This is a genomic window from Rothia sp. HMSC067H10 (assembly GCF_001810635.1).
In the GTDB taxonomy this organism is placed as follows: domain Bacteria; phylum Actinomycetota; class Actinomycetes; order Actinomycetales; family Micrococcaceae; genus Rothia; species Rothia dentocariosa.
Genome location: NZ_KV802313.1, coordinates 1 through 14022 on the forward strand (window position 1 = coordinate 1; position 14022 = coordinate 14022).

The window sequence follows — 14022 nt, forward strand, 5'->3', positions numbered from 1 at the left end:
AAGCTCGACTACGATTCACAGAAGTAAGCCAGCGTTCATGACAAGTTGAAGGATAGGGACTATCATGATTGCAATTACAAAGAACGATCTATGAGTAAACCATCGATCTTTGCATCACTCAAGGAAAGGAATGAGAGCATGGACTTTCAGAAGGTATCTTTCAAGAACAAGGAGCTGGACCTCAATCTGGCAGGCATCCTCTATACCCCCGACGACCTCGACGTGTCGAAGTCGTACCCGGCCGTCGTGGTGACCGGCCCAATGCTGTCGATCAAGGAGCAGGCTCAAAGCGTGTACGCGAAGCGCCTCGCCGAGCTCGGGTACGTGACGCTCGTGTTCGACGGGTCTTACTTCGGCGAGAGCGCGGGGACGCCGCGCTACCAGGAGCTTCCCGATGTGAAGGAGACGGACATCGAGGGGGCTGCGGACTTCCTGGCCTCCATTCCCTATGTCGACGAGAGCCGCATCGGCGGCCTCGGCATCTGCGGATCCGGCTCTTACATGTCCGTGGCGGGAGTGAAGGCGCCCCGCCTCAAGACCGTCGCGGCGATTGTGCCCGCCATCGCTGACATCTCCAAGTCCGCCATGGCAGGATTCTTCAAGCCCGCGGACGAGGTAGAGGCAGCCAAGGCCGCCTATGAGGCCGGGACCGGCCCCATCGAATACCTGAACTTCATGCCCCGCGCGTTCGACGAGGGCGCGGCGTATTATTACACTTCCCGCGGGAACAAGCGCGGCTGGACGAACCAGGTTGTCGCCTGGAGCCAGCTGGAGCTCGTGAAGTACAACGTCGTCGACATCATGAAGGACATGAAGAAGCCCTATCTCGTCATCACGGGAGAGAACGCATGGAGCCGCGAGGCGTCCACCGAGGTGTTCGATGCCGTGCCCGGAGTCGACAAGGAGATGCACGTCATCCCGGAGGCGGGGCACTTCGACATGTACGACCTGTATCCCTACGTCGACGAGGCGTTCAAGTTCATCGCGCCGTTCTTCGCGAAGAACCTCTAATCGAGCTGAGGCATGCGGCTGGGGCAAACGGTGAGGCGCTACTTGTATAACGCGATGGCGCTCCTCTGGCACAACTCATGACTTCTTGCGAACGGCACGTCTACGTCGACAATTCCGCGCCAGGGCAAGCAGGTCTATATATCTTAAGTGAATTTATTCAAGTGAAAGGACTAATCATGTCAGACAAGGCATTCACGGAGCGCGAGTTCATTCCCGTGGTGGGCAACCCCTTCGGGCTCGTCTACAGCGGCGCCATTACCGAGAACGTCGAGGGCGAGGTTAACATCCACGCCATCAAGTACCCCTACCGCGACTTCTTCGCGGTGGCCAACGTCTACACCCCGGCTGGCTACGACCCGAACGGGAGCTATCCGGCAGTGGTGGTGGCGCATCCCAACGGCGGCATGAAGGACCAGGTGGCGGGCAACTACGCCCAGAAGCTGGCCGAGAACGGTTATATCGCGCTCGCTTTCGACGCGGCCTACCAGGGCGAGAGCGGAGGCGAGCCGAGGAGCACCGACTGGCCCGAGAACCGCGTGGAGGACATCCTCCGCGCCACCGACATCATCATGCAGTTCCCGGGAGTCGACCGCGAGCGCGTGGCGGCGCTCGGCATCTGCGGAGGCGGCGGATACACCTTCAAGGCAGCGCAGACCGACAAGCGCCTCAAGGCCGTGGCGACGTTGTCGCTGTTCAATTCCGGCGAGGTGCGCCGCGAGGGCTTTCGTGGAAGCCAGGTCGACTCCATCCAGGAGCGTCTGGCCGCCGCATGCAAGGCTCGCCAGGACGAGGCCGACGGTAAGGACGCCGCGCTCACTCCCAACATGTGCGAGACCGCAACACCCGAGCAGGCAGACGCCATGCCCTACGACCTCTACCGCGAGGGCTACTACTATTACGGTCGCGACGCGGCGCATGAGGGCAGCACCTTCAGCTACACGGTGTCGAGCCTCATGAAACTCGCCGCATGGGATGCGCGCCAAGGGGCCGAGCTCATCAACGTGCCGCTGCTCATGATGATGGGAAGCCATGCCGATACGGGGTACATGACCATCGACTGCTACGAGGCGGCCGTGAACGCTCCCGTGCGCGAGATCTTCGAGATCCCGGGCGCGACCCACATCCAGACCTATTGGAAGCCGGATTATGTTTCCCAGGCTGTGGGCAAGCTCGTCGAGTTCTTCGGAAGCAACCTCTAAGGAGTGAGTGACATGAGCATCCTTTTCATCAACGGCGGCGAGAAGGGCGGGAACACCTCCGCCCTTGGGCAAAGGCTCCTCGCCGGTCTTGATTTCGACCAGATAGATCTCGCAGACCACAAGGTCTACGACCACGGGCAGCACTTCGACGACGACGAGTTCGATCAGGTGCTGGCCCGCTTCAAGCAGACCGACACCATCGTGCTCGGCTCGCCCGTCTACTGGCATGACCTCTCGGGCATGATCCGCAACCTGCTCGACCGCTTCTACGGCCCCGTGGCCGAGGGCAGCATGGCGGGGAAGCGGCTCTTCTTCATCTTCCAGGGAGCAGCTCCAACACCCGCGATGCTGGAACGCGCCGAGTCCACCGTGAGCCGCTTCGCCGGGCTCTACGGCATGGAGTACATGGGCATGGCAACCAATGCGAGAGAGGCTGCCGATCTGGCTAGTAAGATCTAGTCAGAGTGTCTTCGTACTCGGCATGCACGTGATAATTTCTCATTTTTTTGAAAAGTGTTCCCAGCGCAGAGCTACTGTGACAATTTGTCACAGTTGATTGCGGAGGTCGTTTCGACCTCAATGCTAGACTCCCGGGATTTCTGTAAGTAGAGGTCGGTTTCGCGTGAGTACAAAGCAATGCTGTTCTATTGTTGTACTGGGAAGATACGAGCGAAAACGGTGGTACGATGCGGACGAGAAGGGACGTATTTGACACCATAAATCCTGTGAATAACAGGAGTGGGAATAGCGGGAACTGGCTTCTGAACTCGCGTTTTGGTGCCGCCGAGTACCGCCTGGCGCTGTTCCGGCATCGCTATAGAGCAAAGCCACCAGCGAAATAACGAAAAAGAAAGCCTCCGGACCTTCTGGTTCGGAGGCTTTCTTTTTCGTTCTGCCCGGAAAGAGCTCCTTGCCGGAGTACCATGGGTAGCGAACGGCTTTATCGAGCGTGTGCGTTTTCGTAGGCGTCCTTGATTTCTTCTGGCAAATCGTCGGGAATCAGCGCCTCCAGCCTGTCCTCGCTGCCATCTTGAATCGCTTACTCGTAGTAACAGCATTTGAACTTCAACATGTCCAGCGCGCGGTTCATGTTGGCGATCTCCGACTCCATGTGGGCCTTCCGCTCCTCGAACATTGCCTTGCGCTTGGGGTATGTTGATGGGCCCTCGGCGCACCATTCCATGAACAGTCGGATGTCCTTGATCTCCATCCCCGCCTTCTTTAGGCATTCGATGACCCGAAGCGCCTCGAGTTCCGTATCGCCGAATCGGCGAATGCCGGACGCCCGCTCAACACCCGGTCACCCACACTCAACTCGGAAGAGCCAAATTTCCTGTGCGATATGCTGGAACCAGCTGTCCTTTGCCGCACCGTGCCAATGCTTCACATTTGCAGGAATATGGTCCTTGCCAAGGATCAGATGGCTTTTCAGCTGCGGGTACAGCCCTGCGGAAAAGAGTGCCGCGATCGTGATCATACTGCGGTCACGGAGCGACAGCTGTGATTCCCGCGACCATACCTCTCCAAAAGGACGTCGTCATTTAATTCGGCGAATTTAGGAGCCAGTTCTCCCAAATGTTCTCTGCCTGCTGTTTGCTTTTTCATATATAGAATTCCTCGCTTTCTTCTGTGTCACATCTGGTCTTCCCAAAATGCCACGGCATCATCGATCCATCCCTCGGCAACAGTTCCTGTTCCAAGTCCGAATCCATGTGGCAGCCTGTCGTAGGAATGGAACTCCGTGGGAATGTCCATCTCAGACATGGTATCCAGTCTTGATTTCATTGTCCGCCAGCTTGCGATACCGTCGCTTGTCCCTACGGCGCTGTAAGTCGGTGGCTCGTAGCCTGTCACTTCCGAAAGTCCGGTGTAATTTACGATGACAGCCGCAGGATGCGGATAGGCTTTCTCTCCGAAATACTCCGTACCGTATGTTCCTACCCAGTCTGCCATTCTTCCGCCTGCCGATCCGCCCCAAAGAGAGTAGCCATCCGTATCAACCTGAAGTTCATCTGTATGCCGGGATATAAAGTCGATCGCTCTCGAAAGATCCTCGCAGGCCGTCTGTGCGCCGGGACGATAAATCAGTGCAAAGGCATTGTATCCCATCTTGGAAAGTTCCAACGCGTGGGGAAAGCTGTCGTGCATCGCACCAACGTAGGCAAAACCGCCGCCAGCGTTTACGATAGCGAACTTTGTGCCGGGATTTCCCTTAAAGAAGAACAAACCCGTATCTCTTTTCGCCGGATCTGCAGCCTTTTCCTCTTCCGTATAAATGTCATAAAAGATGGTGTCCCCGTTTTCCGCCTGATTTCTCATGTAATTGCAGATCTCCACTGTCTTATCGGAATCTATGTAGTTGTACCAGGTAAGCGACAGATTGCCGAGTGTGCTACCGCCATAATAGCCGGAGTCCACCGGAAAAATCAGTCTGCCGTAATCACCAAAAACGGGATCGTTTATCACATCTTCAATTTTTGTATTCGTTGTATAGTGTTCTGTCATAGATTGTTCCTCTGTTTCCTTCTCTGTGTCAGGTATAAGGGACGCTTCGCTCAGGCGCCCGCTGATCTGGCGGGGCGTGCGCCCCTGGGACAAATCGGAGATCACGCGGCGGCGAAGAACCTCATCGCGGTCCAGGAGCCGCTTCTTGGGGCGGCGCCTGGCCGCCTGCGCCGCTCTCCCGGCGTCCTGGGCCTGGTACACGTCGCCAGGACCCCGGTGGCGGGCGATCTCACGGCACACCACCGAGGGACTACGCCCAATCGAGCGAGCGATACACACCTGGGACAAGCCAGCCTCCAACCCCACCATAATCGCCGCACAATCCTCAACACTCAACATCCGACGACAGCTCACGACCAGCCCCTCCAACAGCACTGCTACCACACAAATTGCTTACACCCTATGACTCTGCCCCCCCAACTACCAACTCCGAATGCTCCTCATCGCAGGAGGCCTAGATGCCTCCACCCACACTCAACTCTGAAGAGCCACTAATATTGCTTGCTTCGTAAGATGTGACGCCGCATTCACCTAGGTTGAACACTCAAGGTATTCACCCACTGGTTAACAATTTGGCTTGTTTCGGGGGTTACTTCAGGTTCGGCCGCGTCCGGGTCAATCGCTACATCTTCGCCACGCACCGCAAGCCCCTGAGTGACGCTAAGGTCAGGCAGGAGACGCTGATACTCTTCATCGATACCTGCCATGCCGCTGACCGCGTAGGTGACAAAGGGGCGAACTTGCTGACCTAGCCACTTGGCTTGCTCAACGAATGTCTTCATAATCATCGGCATGGTCGAGTTCCACACCGGAGAGCCAAGGTAGACCACCTGATAGCGAGACAGATCCGGCAGGGCATGAGCAATTGCGGGACGAGAATCCTCGTCTTCCTCGCGCACATTCCGGGCAACCGTTGCGCCGTAGTCATCTGAGTAGGGATCAGCCGCGACAATCTCATACACGTCAGCACCAGTCTGCTTTACTATTTCCTCGGCAAGTACGGCAGTATTGCCCTTCTTTAGGTTCTTCCGATTCCCGTGCCAGTAATTCTCTCCCGCTCGGGAAAAATAGACAACCAACGATTTAACGTTTGTATTCGAGCCCGCAGACGGCGTCGTTGCGTTATCGGCACCAGCCGAGCTGCTGCTTTGTCCCGAGATCGCACTACATGCGGTCAGCATGCATAGAACTGCTACTGTAATGGCAACACGCAACCGACTTTTGAAAGTGTTTATCTTCATACTGTCGACAGTAGAGGTTGGGAGCGACTCCTGTGCAAGACCGCACGACCCTCCGGGAGGCGGTCAAGGTCGTTAGTTTCCTTCGGACATTGCCACTTAACGTCGAAGATCCACTCCTAGTCCTTCTTGTAGAAGCCGCACTCGTACCCGTCTGCGTCGAGCGGTAGGCCGTTTGCCCAGGTGGGGAGTCTCGTCATGAGCGCGACGATGTCTTCGACGCTCGCACCGTCTGTGGGTTCGTCGACGACGATCTCGTCGTGAATGTGCATGACGATCCGATGCCCTGCCGCATCGACGTGGTGCATGGCGTGGGTGAGAAGGTCCCGGGCGGTTGCTTGGACGAGGTTCTCGGTAAGCTTGCCACCGTAGGTTTCGATCGGACCCCATTTTCGGGTGGTGCCATCCACCCCGTCGAAGAGGATGCTGGTCATACCGAAGCGGTTCTCACCGAGCCTGGGTCGCGGGTAGCACAGCTCCCGCCCAGACGGCAGAGCAATGAACAGGCACCCGGAGCGGTAGGACAGGTGGATGCGTCCGAGCCTTTTTACGGTGCAGGCTGTCGCCTCTTAAACTAGAAATATGGGTCACCGAGAACCTGCTCGCTCATCCGTGCGCCGCACAACCGCGCACATCCCGCGTTTGCCCCGAAGCATTTCGGCGGCGATGCGTGGTGCCCGCCGCGCCGGTTCGGTTCTGGAGCCCCTGCTCGTTTCCTCCAGCGAACTCATGGGGTACCTCCCCTATCGTGCCTACGGACGAACCCTGCATTATCGGGTCGATAACGCACACTATCTTGAGGCTGCCCAGGCCGAGCCGCCCGGAATTCTTTTCTTCTTCGACGGCGATTACCTGCTTCGTTCCAATAGCAGGCTGCTCAGCCGCACCTCCAGTTTGCGCCGCGACCTCGCCGATATTGCCCGCGAACATCGTATGCTGTGCGTGCCCGTGCTGGCACCAGGGACCCTTGAAGCACCTGTTTTCAATGACCCCACAACCACCTGGTGGGTGCGTGCCCGCAGGAACGGTCGTGTTTTTCGTGCCCTTGCCGCCGACCTCGCCGAACGATACGGATACGATCGCACGCGCATTTGGCTTGCCGGGTATTCGGGCGGGGCGGAATTTATTACCTACGAACTGCTGTCGCATTCCAACGATTGGCTGCTGGGCGGGGGTGCTTCCATGATCGGTGGAGGCGGTTCCGACGGTATTCCGCAGCGTTTCCGTGGGCCCAGCCGCTCCCTAAACGGGATGCTGCTCAGCTGGCATGTGGGAGACCGTGACGGCAAAGCACCGGCTTCTGCGGGCCAGATCTGGTCAGCGCAGCGTGCAGCTCATGAGGGTGAAGAGTTTTACCGGGGACGGCAGGCACGCACTATGCTGCGTATTCTGCCAAAGCAGGGGCATCGTGGGTATCCGCTGACCTCTTTGATTCGGGACGATTTGCGTGCCGCCACACGGCTGGGCTACCTCTAAGCCGGGGTTTCTAAATTTTCCGAGCACAGTATTTTCATTCCTAGTCAGGGCGTGATGCGCTCGTTGAGAAATATCTCAAGTTTTTCGGTAATTTTTTGTGCCACAGTCGCAATTTATTGACGTTCTGCGGTAAAGTGTCACTATGCCTCGTATTTCTGCCGCAACAAACGCCGCTCAGCGCGAAAACACTAAACGCGCTATCCTCGAATCTTTCGGTCAGCTCCTCTACTCCCGAGGACTCCCCGGACTCACCATGACCGACGTCGCCAAAAACGCCGGTATTGGTCGCACAGCAGTCTACAATTACTTCGCTGACATGGGCGAACTCCTGGTTGCCTACGCCCTTGACGAAACCGAACGGTTCCTGCACGAACTTGATGAAGGGATCACCGGAGTCACCAACCCCATCGATCAGCTCGCCGTCTATATTCGCCTGCAGATCGAAGACCTCGCCCGCAGGCACCTTCCCCCCGGACCCGCCATGCGCTCCATGCTCTCACCCGAATCATACGCGCGCCTAGGCAAACACGTGAGCGAACTGCAAATGGTTTTGGCAAACATCCTCTCCGACGCCATCACCGAAAAATACATACCCGAAAACGACATTCGCGAACTCGCGATGCTCGTGCACGGTTCGCTCTCCTCAAGCGCCGGACGCGCCGAAGACGCCCCCGACGCACAAACCCGCGAACGCCAGATTCAAAGTACCATCAGGTTCATTCAGATGGGACTGGGCGCCCGGTTTGATGCGGACGGAAACCCCCTCAAAATCGAAGAAACTCAAGCAAACAAAAGCGAGAAAACGACCGAGCTGACCGTCGCATCCTAAAGACACTCGCCCCCCGTCCGACAGAAAACGAACCAGCGTTAAACGCGAAAGCCCCCGACCGCTACGTCAGGGGTTTTCTTCATCTCAACAAGTTGGCTGCGGGGAGCGAACGCGCATCCGGCTAAAAACCCGGAACCTGATCCAAATCAAGCACCCGCGCATACATCACCGCACGCCGATGCAAAGCATTACGCAACGCCCGATGCACCCCATCCTCCAGGTACAAATCATCACGCCACTTCACCACATGCGGAAACAAATCCCCATAAAACGTGGAATCCTCCGCAAGCAGCGTCTCAAGGTCAAGCGTCTTCTGCGTCGTAATCAGCGCATCAAGACGCACCTGCTGTGGAGGCACATTACCCCAATCAGCATGCGACAAATGATGCTCAGGATACGGGCGCGAAGAACCAACCTTCTTGAAAATCATATCTACATTCTAAAATGCCGCTCCCCCAGGCCGAAAAGCCACGCCCACAACACACGGCACAACGCCACAATAAAACCCGGTCAGCACACCAAAAACAAAAATCCCCGACCTCGAAAACTCGAAGCCGGGGAAAGAGCGGAGGATGGGGGATTTGAACCCCCGAGGGCGTGAACCCAACACGCGTTCCAGGCGTGCGCCATAGGCCGCTAGGCGAATCCTCCAACAAAACACCCAAAAGGGCGAACGGATAAAACTATACAGGGAACCCAACACTAAGGCAATTCTGCCCCAACGAAAGTGCCCAATGCCACTAGGCACCCCAAGGCCCCGACACCAAGTTCACAACCACCACAAAATCAGGTAGACTGGTACGTGCCTCTTACGTGGCGTTATCTTGGAAAACTCCCCCAGGACCGGAAGGTAGCAAGGGTATTCGAGCTATGACGGGTGCGTAAGAGGTTTTTTATATCCAAAAACATTCGCAACAGAAACACACCGTCATAGTGCGCTCACGCGCCCGCTCCGCTCACGCTTCGCGGCTTCAACCTCAGATTTATTTCCTCGCGCGCTCGGAATCTGAGGCTTCAGCGGTTGCGTAAGGGGTTTTTACCTTAAACTTCGCATGCTGTTACACAGCTTTTATGTATACATTCCTCCTCACTTTAACAAGGGAACCCGTCATGGCCGACTCGTTCCTCGCAGCCATGACACCCTTAGGCGTTCGTGAGGAATGTATATATAAAAGCCCATCATCTCGTTTCCCTTGGGGCGGGAGGGGCAAGTGTTTCTGGGTTTCTAGTGTTTTTTGGCAAAATGATGTTTTCCGTTTCAGCGTCGAAGGTGGATTCTAGGTTCTTCTAGACTTCGGGAGCGTTTTCTTCATTCGGGAGCACTTTAATTGCTCCCGAATGAAGAAAACGCTCCCGCTTTATGCTTTCAAGAGACTTATCTGAGATAACCTGCCTGCCATTTCTCACAGGCGAGAATTTAGGTATAAACCATCCCACGCCGATGACGAAACCAAGCCCCAAGCGTGCATCCGTGAACTAAAATAGTGTAGAACCCCGCATCATCAACCAGAAGGTCACCCGTGAGCACAGCACTCTACCGCCGTTACCGCCCCGAGACCTTCGCCGAAGTCATCGGGCAAGAACACGTCACCGAACCGCTCATTACCGCGCTCACCAACAACCGCGTCAATCACGCCTACCTCTTCTCAGGCCCGCGCGGATGCGGCAAAACCACCTCCGCACGAATCCTGGCACGCTGCCTCAACTGTGCCCAAGGACCAACCCCCACCCCCTGCGGTGTATGCGACTCCTGCCGCGAACTCTCCCGCGACGGCGGCGGCTCCCTCGACGTCATCGAAATGGATGCGGCATCCCACGGCGGTGTAGACCACGCCCGTGACCTGCGTGAACGTGCAACCCTCGCACCCGTGCGCGACCGCTACAAAATCTTCATCATTGACGAAGCGCATATGGTCACCCGCGAGGGGTTCAACGCCCTGCTCAAAATCGTGGAAGAACCGCCCGAGCACATCAAATTCATCTTCGCCACCACAGAACCAAATAAGGTTCTCGGAACCATCCGCTCGCGTACCCACCATTACCCGTTCCGGCTGGTACCGCCCGAAGTTCTTCTGCCTTATCTCGAAAAGCTCTGCAGCGAAGAGAACGTACCCGTCGAATCCGGTGTGCTTCAACTCGTCATCCGTGCTGGCGGCGGCTCCGTGCGCGACTCGCTCTCCATTCTTGACCAGCTTATCGCCGGTGCCAACACCGAATCCGGCATTAGCTACGACCGCGCGGTCGCCCTGCTTGGGTATACGCACGCCCAGCTTCTCGACAACGTGATTGATGCGTTTTCCGCCCAAGATGCGCCCTCCCTCTTCGAGGCGGTCTCGCGGGTGGTGGCGACCGGGCAAGACCCCCGCCGTTTCGTCGAAGACCTGCTCGAACGCCTGCGCGATTTGATTGTGGTGCAGGCGGTACCGCAAAATGCCGCGCAAATTCTGCAAGGCGTTCCCGCCGACCAGATAGAACGCCTCAAAACGCAGGCGCAAGCCTTCACCACGGCCCAGCTGACCGGCGCGGCGAGCACCGTTAACGAAGTGCTTAACTCTATGACCGGTGCCACCAATCCGCAGCTGCAGCTTGAACTGCTATGCGCGCGGCTGCTAGTTCCTGCGGGCAATTCGGGCGGTGCTGGCGGCGATATTACCGCCCTGACCTCTCGACTGGATGCGCTCGAACGTCGTCTTGCCGCCGGTGGTGCGGGTGCGCCTCAACGCGGGGGACGCTCGGGAAATCCCGCAGTGAGTCAGAGTACGCCTTCCGCCGCGCAGAATAACGTATCGCCCAGCGCTGGCGGTTCTGCCGAACGTCAAGCTCCCGCGCAGCATGCCGATCCCCCATTGGCGGCAGGCGGCGGAGCATCAACAAAGAAGGTGGCTGGTGCCGAGGCTACGAACGCATCGGCGCAGCATCGCGGCTCCGTTTTAGGCGGCCCCGTTTTAGGGCAGAACACGAATCAGCGGGTGCCTAAGTCTGAAACGGAAGGCGAGCAAAAAGAGAAGCACCAGAATCAACAGTCTCAGGGTTCCGCGCCTCAGAACTCCGCGCCATTGGCCTCTGCCGCAGGGAGTACAGGATCTTCCGAAGGTGCGCCTTCGGAGACCACACCATCCCGACCGGTTCCCTCAGAACCATCGGCCGCCGCGCAGGAAACTCCCGTCAAGCGCGTTACCGTCGCGGATGCAGAAGACCCGCTTGCCTCGGTGCGTGCCAACTGGCGTGCCGTGATCGCGCGGGTGAGTGCGCCGGGCGCATCCGAAAAACTGTTGCAGGTTGAGCCCGTGCGTCTGATTAGCGGCGAACTGTATGTGCGGGCAGATATGCCTACACTCAAGGCGGTTGCTTCTTTTGTGCCGGAGTTGAGCGCGCGCGTGAGCGATTTTCTGCGCAAGCAGGTGCGTGTGCGTGCCGAGGTTGCGCGTCCCCAAGCCCAGCCAGATGCGCGACCTGCCCAGGCACCCGCCGCGGACCAGGAATCTTCTGATCCCGCACCGATTGCTGACGGCCCGCGTGGCGGCGTGGATGCGTGGAACCGTCACGGGCAGCCCGTCCCGTCCGAGCAAGAGGCTACATCACAGGGTACAACCAGCGTGGATGCGCCCATTACGGCCTGGGAGGTCGCGCCTATCCCGCAAGATTCCGAGGATTCCCCCGCCGAGCTGCACCCAAACGATGCGGCTGAGCGCCAACCCGCCGCAGCATCACAGCCCGGTTCTTCCCCGCAAGATACAGCGCCTCAAGATTCCCCGTCTCAACCCGGTACATCCTCGGAGGCGCAAGCGAACTTGCCTCCCGAAACCGAGCCTGTACCCCCTGAAATACCCGAAGATAGCGGGAATACGAGGGTTCCCGAGGGCGGTTTTGGCGAGCGCGATTCCTTCGCGGCCTCGGGCAGCGGGATTCCGCAGCAGGATTCTCCGAGTCCGCACGAACAGGGTGAGGATAGCGGTAATAAAGATCCTCAGGATGCCGGTAGCCGCAATGAACCGGTGGACGATTCCGCGCAGGATCCGGGTCAGACGCAGGGTGAGGGCTCTTCCCCCTCAGTTTCCCTTGAGTCTGTAGATACCGCCGAGAATGCCGAGTTCAGCAATATTCCGGTGCCGAGCGCATCTGCACCGCTGGCTGCGGGGAATAAGCCGGCTCGGGAGGCTGCCGCATCCGCCCCGGTCTCACCTTTACCACCCCTGGCTCAGCGGCCGGATTCAGCGGACGCAAAACCCGAAGAGCCGCCCGCCGAATCCGAGCAGGAGACTGCCCCGGCACGCGGACAACGCGCGCAGCAGGAGCAGAGCGATGAAGAAGATGTCGTTTCTGATGACGACGAGAGAATTGAGAATAGCGTTCATATCGGTTTGCGCGCCATCGAAAAGGTTATTGGCGGCAAGGTGATCGACGAACGTCCGCTCCATCAGATTTAGCGCGGCACAACGCGCTCACAGCACACACAGACGAGGAGAAGCATGTACGAGGGCGCAGTCCAAAATCTCATTGATGAACTTGGTCGCCTGCCGGGGGTGGGTCCCAAGTCGGCGCAGCGCATCGCCTTCTATATTCTCAACTCTGACGCCTCAGACATGGCACGCCTGACCAACGCGATTTCGAAGGTCAAATCGAGTGTGAGCTTTTGCGAAATATGCGGCAACGTTTCGGAGACGAAGCAGTGCGTTATCTGCCGTGATGATCGGCGTGACCCGGGCCTGATTTGCGTGGTTGAGGAATCCAAGGATGTGGTGGCGATTGAGCGCACCCGTTCCTTCACTGGGCGTTACCATGTGCTGGGCGGGGCTATTAACCCGCTGGCGGGACTTGGCCCCGAGCAGCTGCGCATTCGTGAGCTGGTTTCGCGCCTGGCAGATGAGCGTATTCAAGAGATTATTCTGGCGATGGACCCTAACCTTGAGGGCGAAGCTACCGCAACCTACCTTTCGCGAATGCTGGTTCCACTGGGCATTCGCCTCTCACGGCTGGCTTCCGGTCTGCCCGTCGGCGGCGACCTGGAATATGCGGACGAGATTACGCTCGGGCGCGCGCTTGAGGGGCGCCGCGTGATCAGCGAAGGCGCGGGTATCGCTCAGGGGAATGCCGCCGAAGATTTTGAGCAGGTTGTTGAAGAAGAGCAGACAGAACGTGAGCGCGCGGATGCCGAACCAAAGGCTCCGCGTAAACGCTGGAGCGGGAGCATGTTCGACGACCTTGACAATTCCCAGGGTGAGCCCGAGGACTCTTCCTCTGACAACCCCCGCGACGCGGAGAACGATAATTCTCGTGCGGATAGTTCCCCCTCACCTGGCACGCAGACCACTGTGGATGAGGCACTTATCGAGCAGGCACTCGATGATTCTGCCCATGCAGAAGCCCCGAGTTCCGAAGACTCGACAGATTCCCCTCAAGAGAGCCAGCCCGAACCCCATAAATCTACGGCTCAGGCTGAGCAGATTCCGGTGGATATTACGCGCGCTGATGCCTACCGCATCCACGCGCACCGGTCGGAGGATTATGAGGCGCGCATCCGCAAAATACAGGAGGGGCCCTTACGCACACCCACCCCGGAGGTTCCACCCCTGCCCGGCACCAAATACGTTAACCCGTGGAGCTAATAAGCTCTGCCGTTCTGTAAAAATGGGATGTGCAGCGCCCGGTTCCGCAGAGTCATCCGTAACAGTTCTTCATATTTCACGTTCTAATACACATACGTGCACAATTCCCACCGCGCGCCGCATCTGCCTACTATGTAAAGAGCCGGTAAACTAGCCGG

At 57.9% G+C, this 14022-nt stretch carries 12 protein-coding genes, 1 tRNA gene, 1 other RNA gene and 1 pseudogene; 8 read left to right on the forward strand and 7 right to left on the reverse strand.

Going from position 1 to position 14022, the window contains the following annotated elements:
- Nucleotides 1–90: 90 nt before the first annotated feature.
- The 3 genes from HMPREF2756_RS05865 (at nt 91) to HMPREF2756_RS05875 (ending at nt 2669) form a co-directional block, all read left to right on the forward strand.
- Nucleotides 91–1011 (forward strand): alpha/beta hydrolase, encoded by a 921-nt coding sequence (locus HMPREF2756_RS05865; RefSeq protein WP_204372779.1) that lies wholly within the window; start codon nt 91–93, stop codon nt 1009–1011.
- Nucleotides 1012–1187: 176 nt separating this feature from the next.
- Entirely contained in the window at nt 1188–2210 is a 1023-nt protein-coding gene (locus HMPREF2756_RS05870; RefSeq protein ID WP_070619256.1) for an alpha/beta hydrolase, read from the forward strand.
- Nucleotides 2211–2222: 12 nt separating this feature from the next.
- Nucleotides 2223–2669: a flavodoxin family protein gene (locus HMPREF2756_RS05875; protein WP_048780124.1), complete on the forward strand. Its 447-nt coding sequence runs from the start codon at nt 2223–2225 to the stop codon at nt 2667–2669.
- Nucleotides 2670–3249: 580 nt separating this feature from the next.
- Here HMPREF2756_RS05875 and HMPREF2756_RS11010 read toward each other — a convergent pair.
- The 5 genes and pseudogenes from HMPREF2756_RS11010 to HMPREF2756_RS05895 all read right to left on the reverse strand — a co-directional run bounded on the left by HMPREF2756_RS11010 (nt 3250) and on the right by HMPREF2756_RS05895 (nt 6387).
- Nucleotides 3250–3486 (reverse strand): MerR family DNA-binding protein, encoded by a 237-nt coding sequence (locus HMPREF2756_RS11010; protein ID WP_204372780.1) that lies wholly within the window; start codon nt 3484–3486, stop codon nt 3250–3252.
- Between the two features lie 356 nt (nt 3487–3842).
- Nucleotides 3843–4715 (reverse strand): alpha/beta hydrolase, encoded by an 873-nt coding sequence (locus HMPREF2756_RS05885; protein WP_168163750.1) that lies wholly within the window; start codon nt 4713–4715, stop codon nt 3843–3845.
- 228 nt (nt 4716–4943) lie between these two features.
- A pseudogene (locus HMPREF2756_RS11605) lies at nt 4944–5054 on the reverse strand (helix-turn-helix domain-containing protein); the annotation flags it as partial.
- 188 nt (nt 5055–5242) lie between these two features.
- Nucleotides 5243–5896 (reverse strand): flavodoxin, encoded by a 654-nt coding sequence (locus HMPREF2756_RS05890; protein WP_141747833.1) that lies wholly within the window; start codon nt 5894–5896, stop codon nt 5243–5245.
- Nucleotides 5897–6072: 176 nt separating this feature from the next.
- Nucleotides 6073–6387 (reverse strand): DNA polymerase family A protein, encoded by a 315-nt coding sequence (locus HMPREF2756_RS05895; RefSeq protein ID WP_179291551.1) that lies wholly within the window; start codon nt 6385–6387, stop codon nt 6073–6075.
- 148 nt (nt 6388–6535) lie between these two features.
- Between HMPREF2756_RS05895 and HMPREF2756_RS05900 the strand changes: the two genes are divergently transcribed.
- Together HMPREF2756_RS05900 and HMPREF2756_RS05905 are read left to right on the forward strand one after the other, a co-directional pair.
- Entirely contained in the window at nt 6536–7429 is an 894-nt protein-coding gene (locus HMPREF2756_RS05900; RefSeq protein ID WP_070619263.1) for an alpha/beta hydrolase, read from the forward strand.
- Nucleotides 7430–7571: 142 nt separating this feature from the next.
- Nucleotides 7572–8258: a TetR/AcrR family transcriptional regulator gene (locus tag HMPREF2756_RS05905; RefSeq protein WP_070619266.1), complete on the forward strand. Its 687-nt coding sequence runs from the start codon at nt 7572–7574 to the stop codon at nt 8256–8258.
- 121 nt (nt 8259–8379) lie between these two features.
- Here the strand turns inward: HMPREF2756_RS05905 and HMPREF2756_RS05910 are convergent, their stop codons facing one another.
- Nucleotides 8380–8688, reverse strand: a complete 309-nt coding sequence (locus HMPREF2756_RS05910; RefSeq protein WP_004006550.1) for a type II toxin-antitoxin system VapB family antitoxin — start codon at nt 8686–8688, stop codon at nt 8380–8382.
- A gap of 136 nt (nt 8689–8824) precedes the next feature.
- Nucleotides 8825–8909 (reverse strand) — tRNA-Ser (locus HMPREF2756_RS05915).
- Nucleotides 8910–9059: 150 nt separating this feature from the next.
- Between HMPREF2756_RS05915 and ffs the strand changes: the two genes are divergently transcribed.
- The 3 genes from ffs to recR all read left to right on the forward strand — a co-directional run bounded on the left by ffs (nt 9060) and on the right by recR (nt 13864).
- Nucleotides 9060–9154, forward strand: an RNA gene (ffs, locus tag HMPREF2756_RS05920) — signal recognition particle sRNA small type.
- Nucleotides 9155–9778: 624 nt separating this feature from the next.
- Nucleotides 9779–12685, forward strand: a complete 2907-nt coding sequence (locus tag HMPREF2756_RS05925) for a DNA polymerase III subunit gamma and tau (RefSeq protein ID WP_070619270.1) — start codon at nt 9779–9781, stop codon at nt 12683–12685.
- Nucleotides 12686–12727: 42 nt separating this feature from the next.
- Nucleotides 12728–13864: a recombination mediator RecR gene (gene recR / locus HMPREF2756_RS05930; protein ID WP_070619273.1), complete on the forward strand. Its 1137-nt coding sequence runs from the start codon at nt 12728–12730 to the stop codon at nt 13862–13864.
- Nucleotides 13865–14022 lie beyond the last annotated feature (158 nt).

Bases quoted from the DNA above. Each gene is read 5' to 3' on its own strand.
- HMPREF2756_RS05895 (WP_179291551.1), bottom strand. From the start codon at position 6,387: ATGACCAGCATCCTCTTCGACGGGGTGGATGGCACCACCCGAAAATGG.
- HMPREF2756_RS05885 (WP_168163750.1), bottom strand. From the start codon at position 4,715: ATGACAGAACACTATACAACGAATACAAAAATTGAAGATGTGATAAAC.
- recR (WP_070619273.1), top strand. From the start codon at position 12,728: ATGTACGAGGGCGCAGTCCAAAATCTCATTGATGAACTTGGTCGCCTG.
- HMPREF2756_RS05870 (WP_070619256.1), top strand. From the start codon at position 1,188: ATGTCAGACAAGGCATTCACGGAGCGCGAGTTCATTCCCGTGGTGGGC.
- HMPREF2756_RS05900 (WP_070619263.1), top strand. From the start codon at position 6,536: ATGGGTCACCGAGAACCTGCTCGCTCATCCGTGCGCCGCACAACCGCG.
- HMPREF2756_RS05910 (WP_004006550.1), bottom strand. From the start codon at position 8,688: ATGATTTTCAAGAAGGTTGGTTCTTCGCGCCCGTATCCTGAGCATCAT.
- HMPREF2756_RS05890 (WP_141747833.1), bottom strand. From the start codon at position 5,896: ATGCTGACCGCATGTAGTGCGATCTCGGGACAAAGCAGCAGCTCGGCT.
- HMPREF2756_RS05865 (WP_204372779.1), top strand. From the start codon at position 91: ATGAGTAAACCATCGATCTTTGCATCACTCAAGGAAAGGAATGAGAGC.
- HMPREF2756_RS05875 (WP_048780124.1), top strand. From the start codon at position 2,223: ATGAGCATCCTTTTCATCAACGGCGGCGAGAAGGGCGGGAACACCTCC.
- HMPREF2756_RS05905 (WP_070619266.1), top strand. From the start codon at position 7,572: ATGCCTCGTATTTCTGCCGCAACAAACGCCGCTCAGCGCGAAAACACT.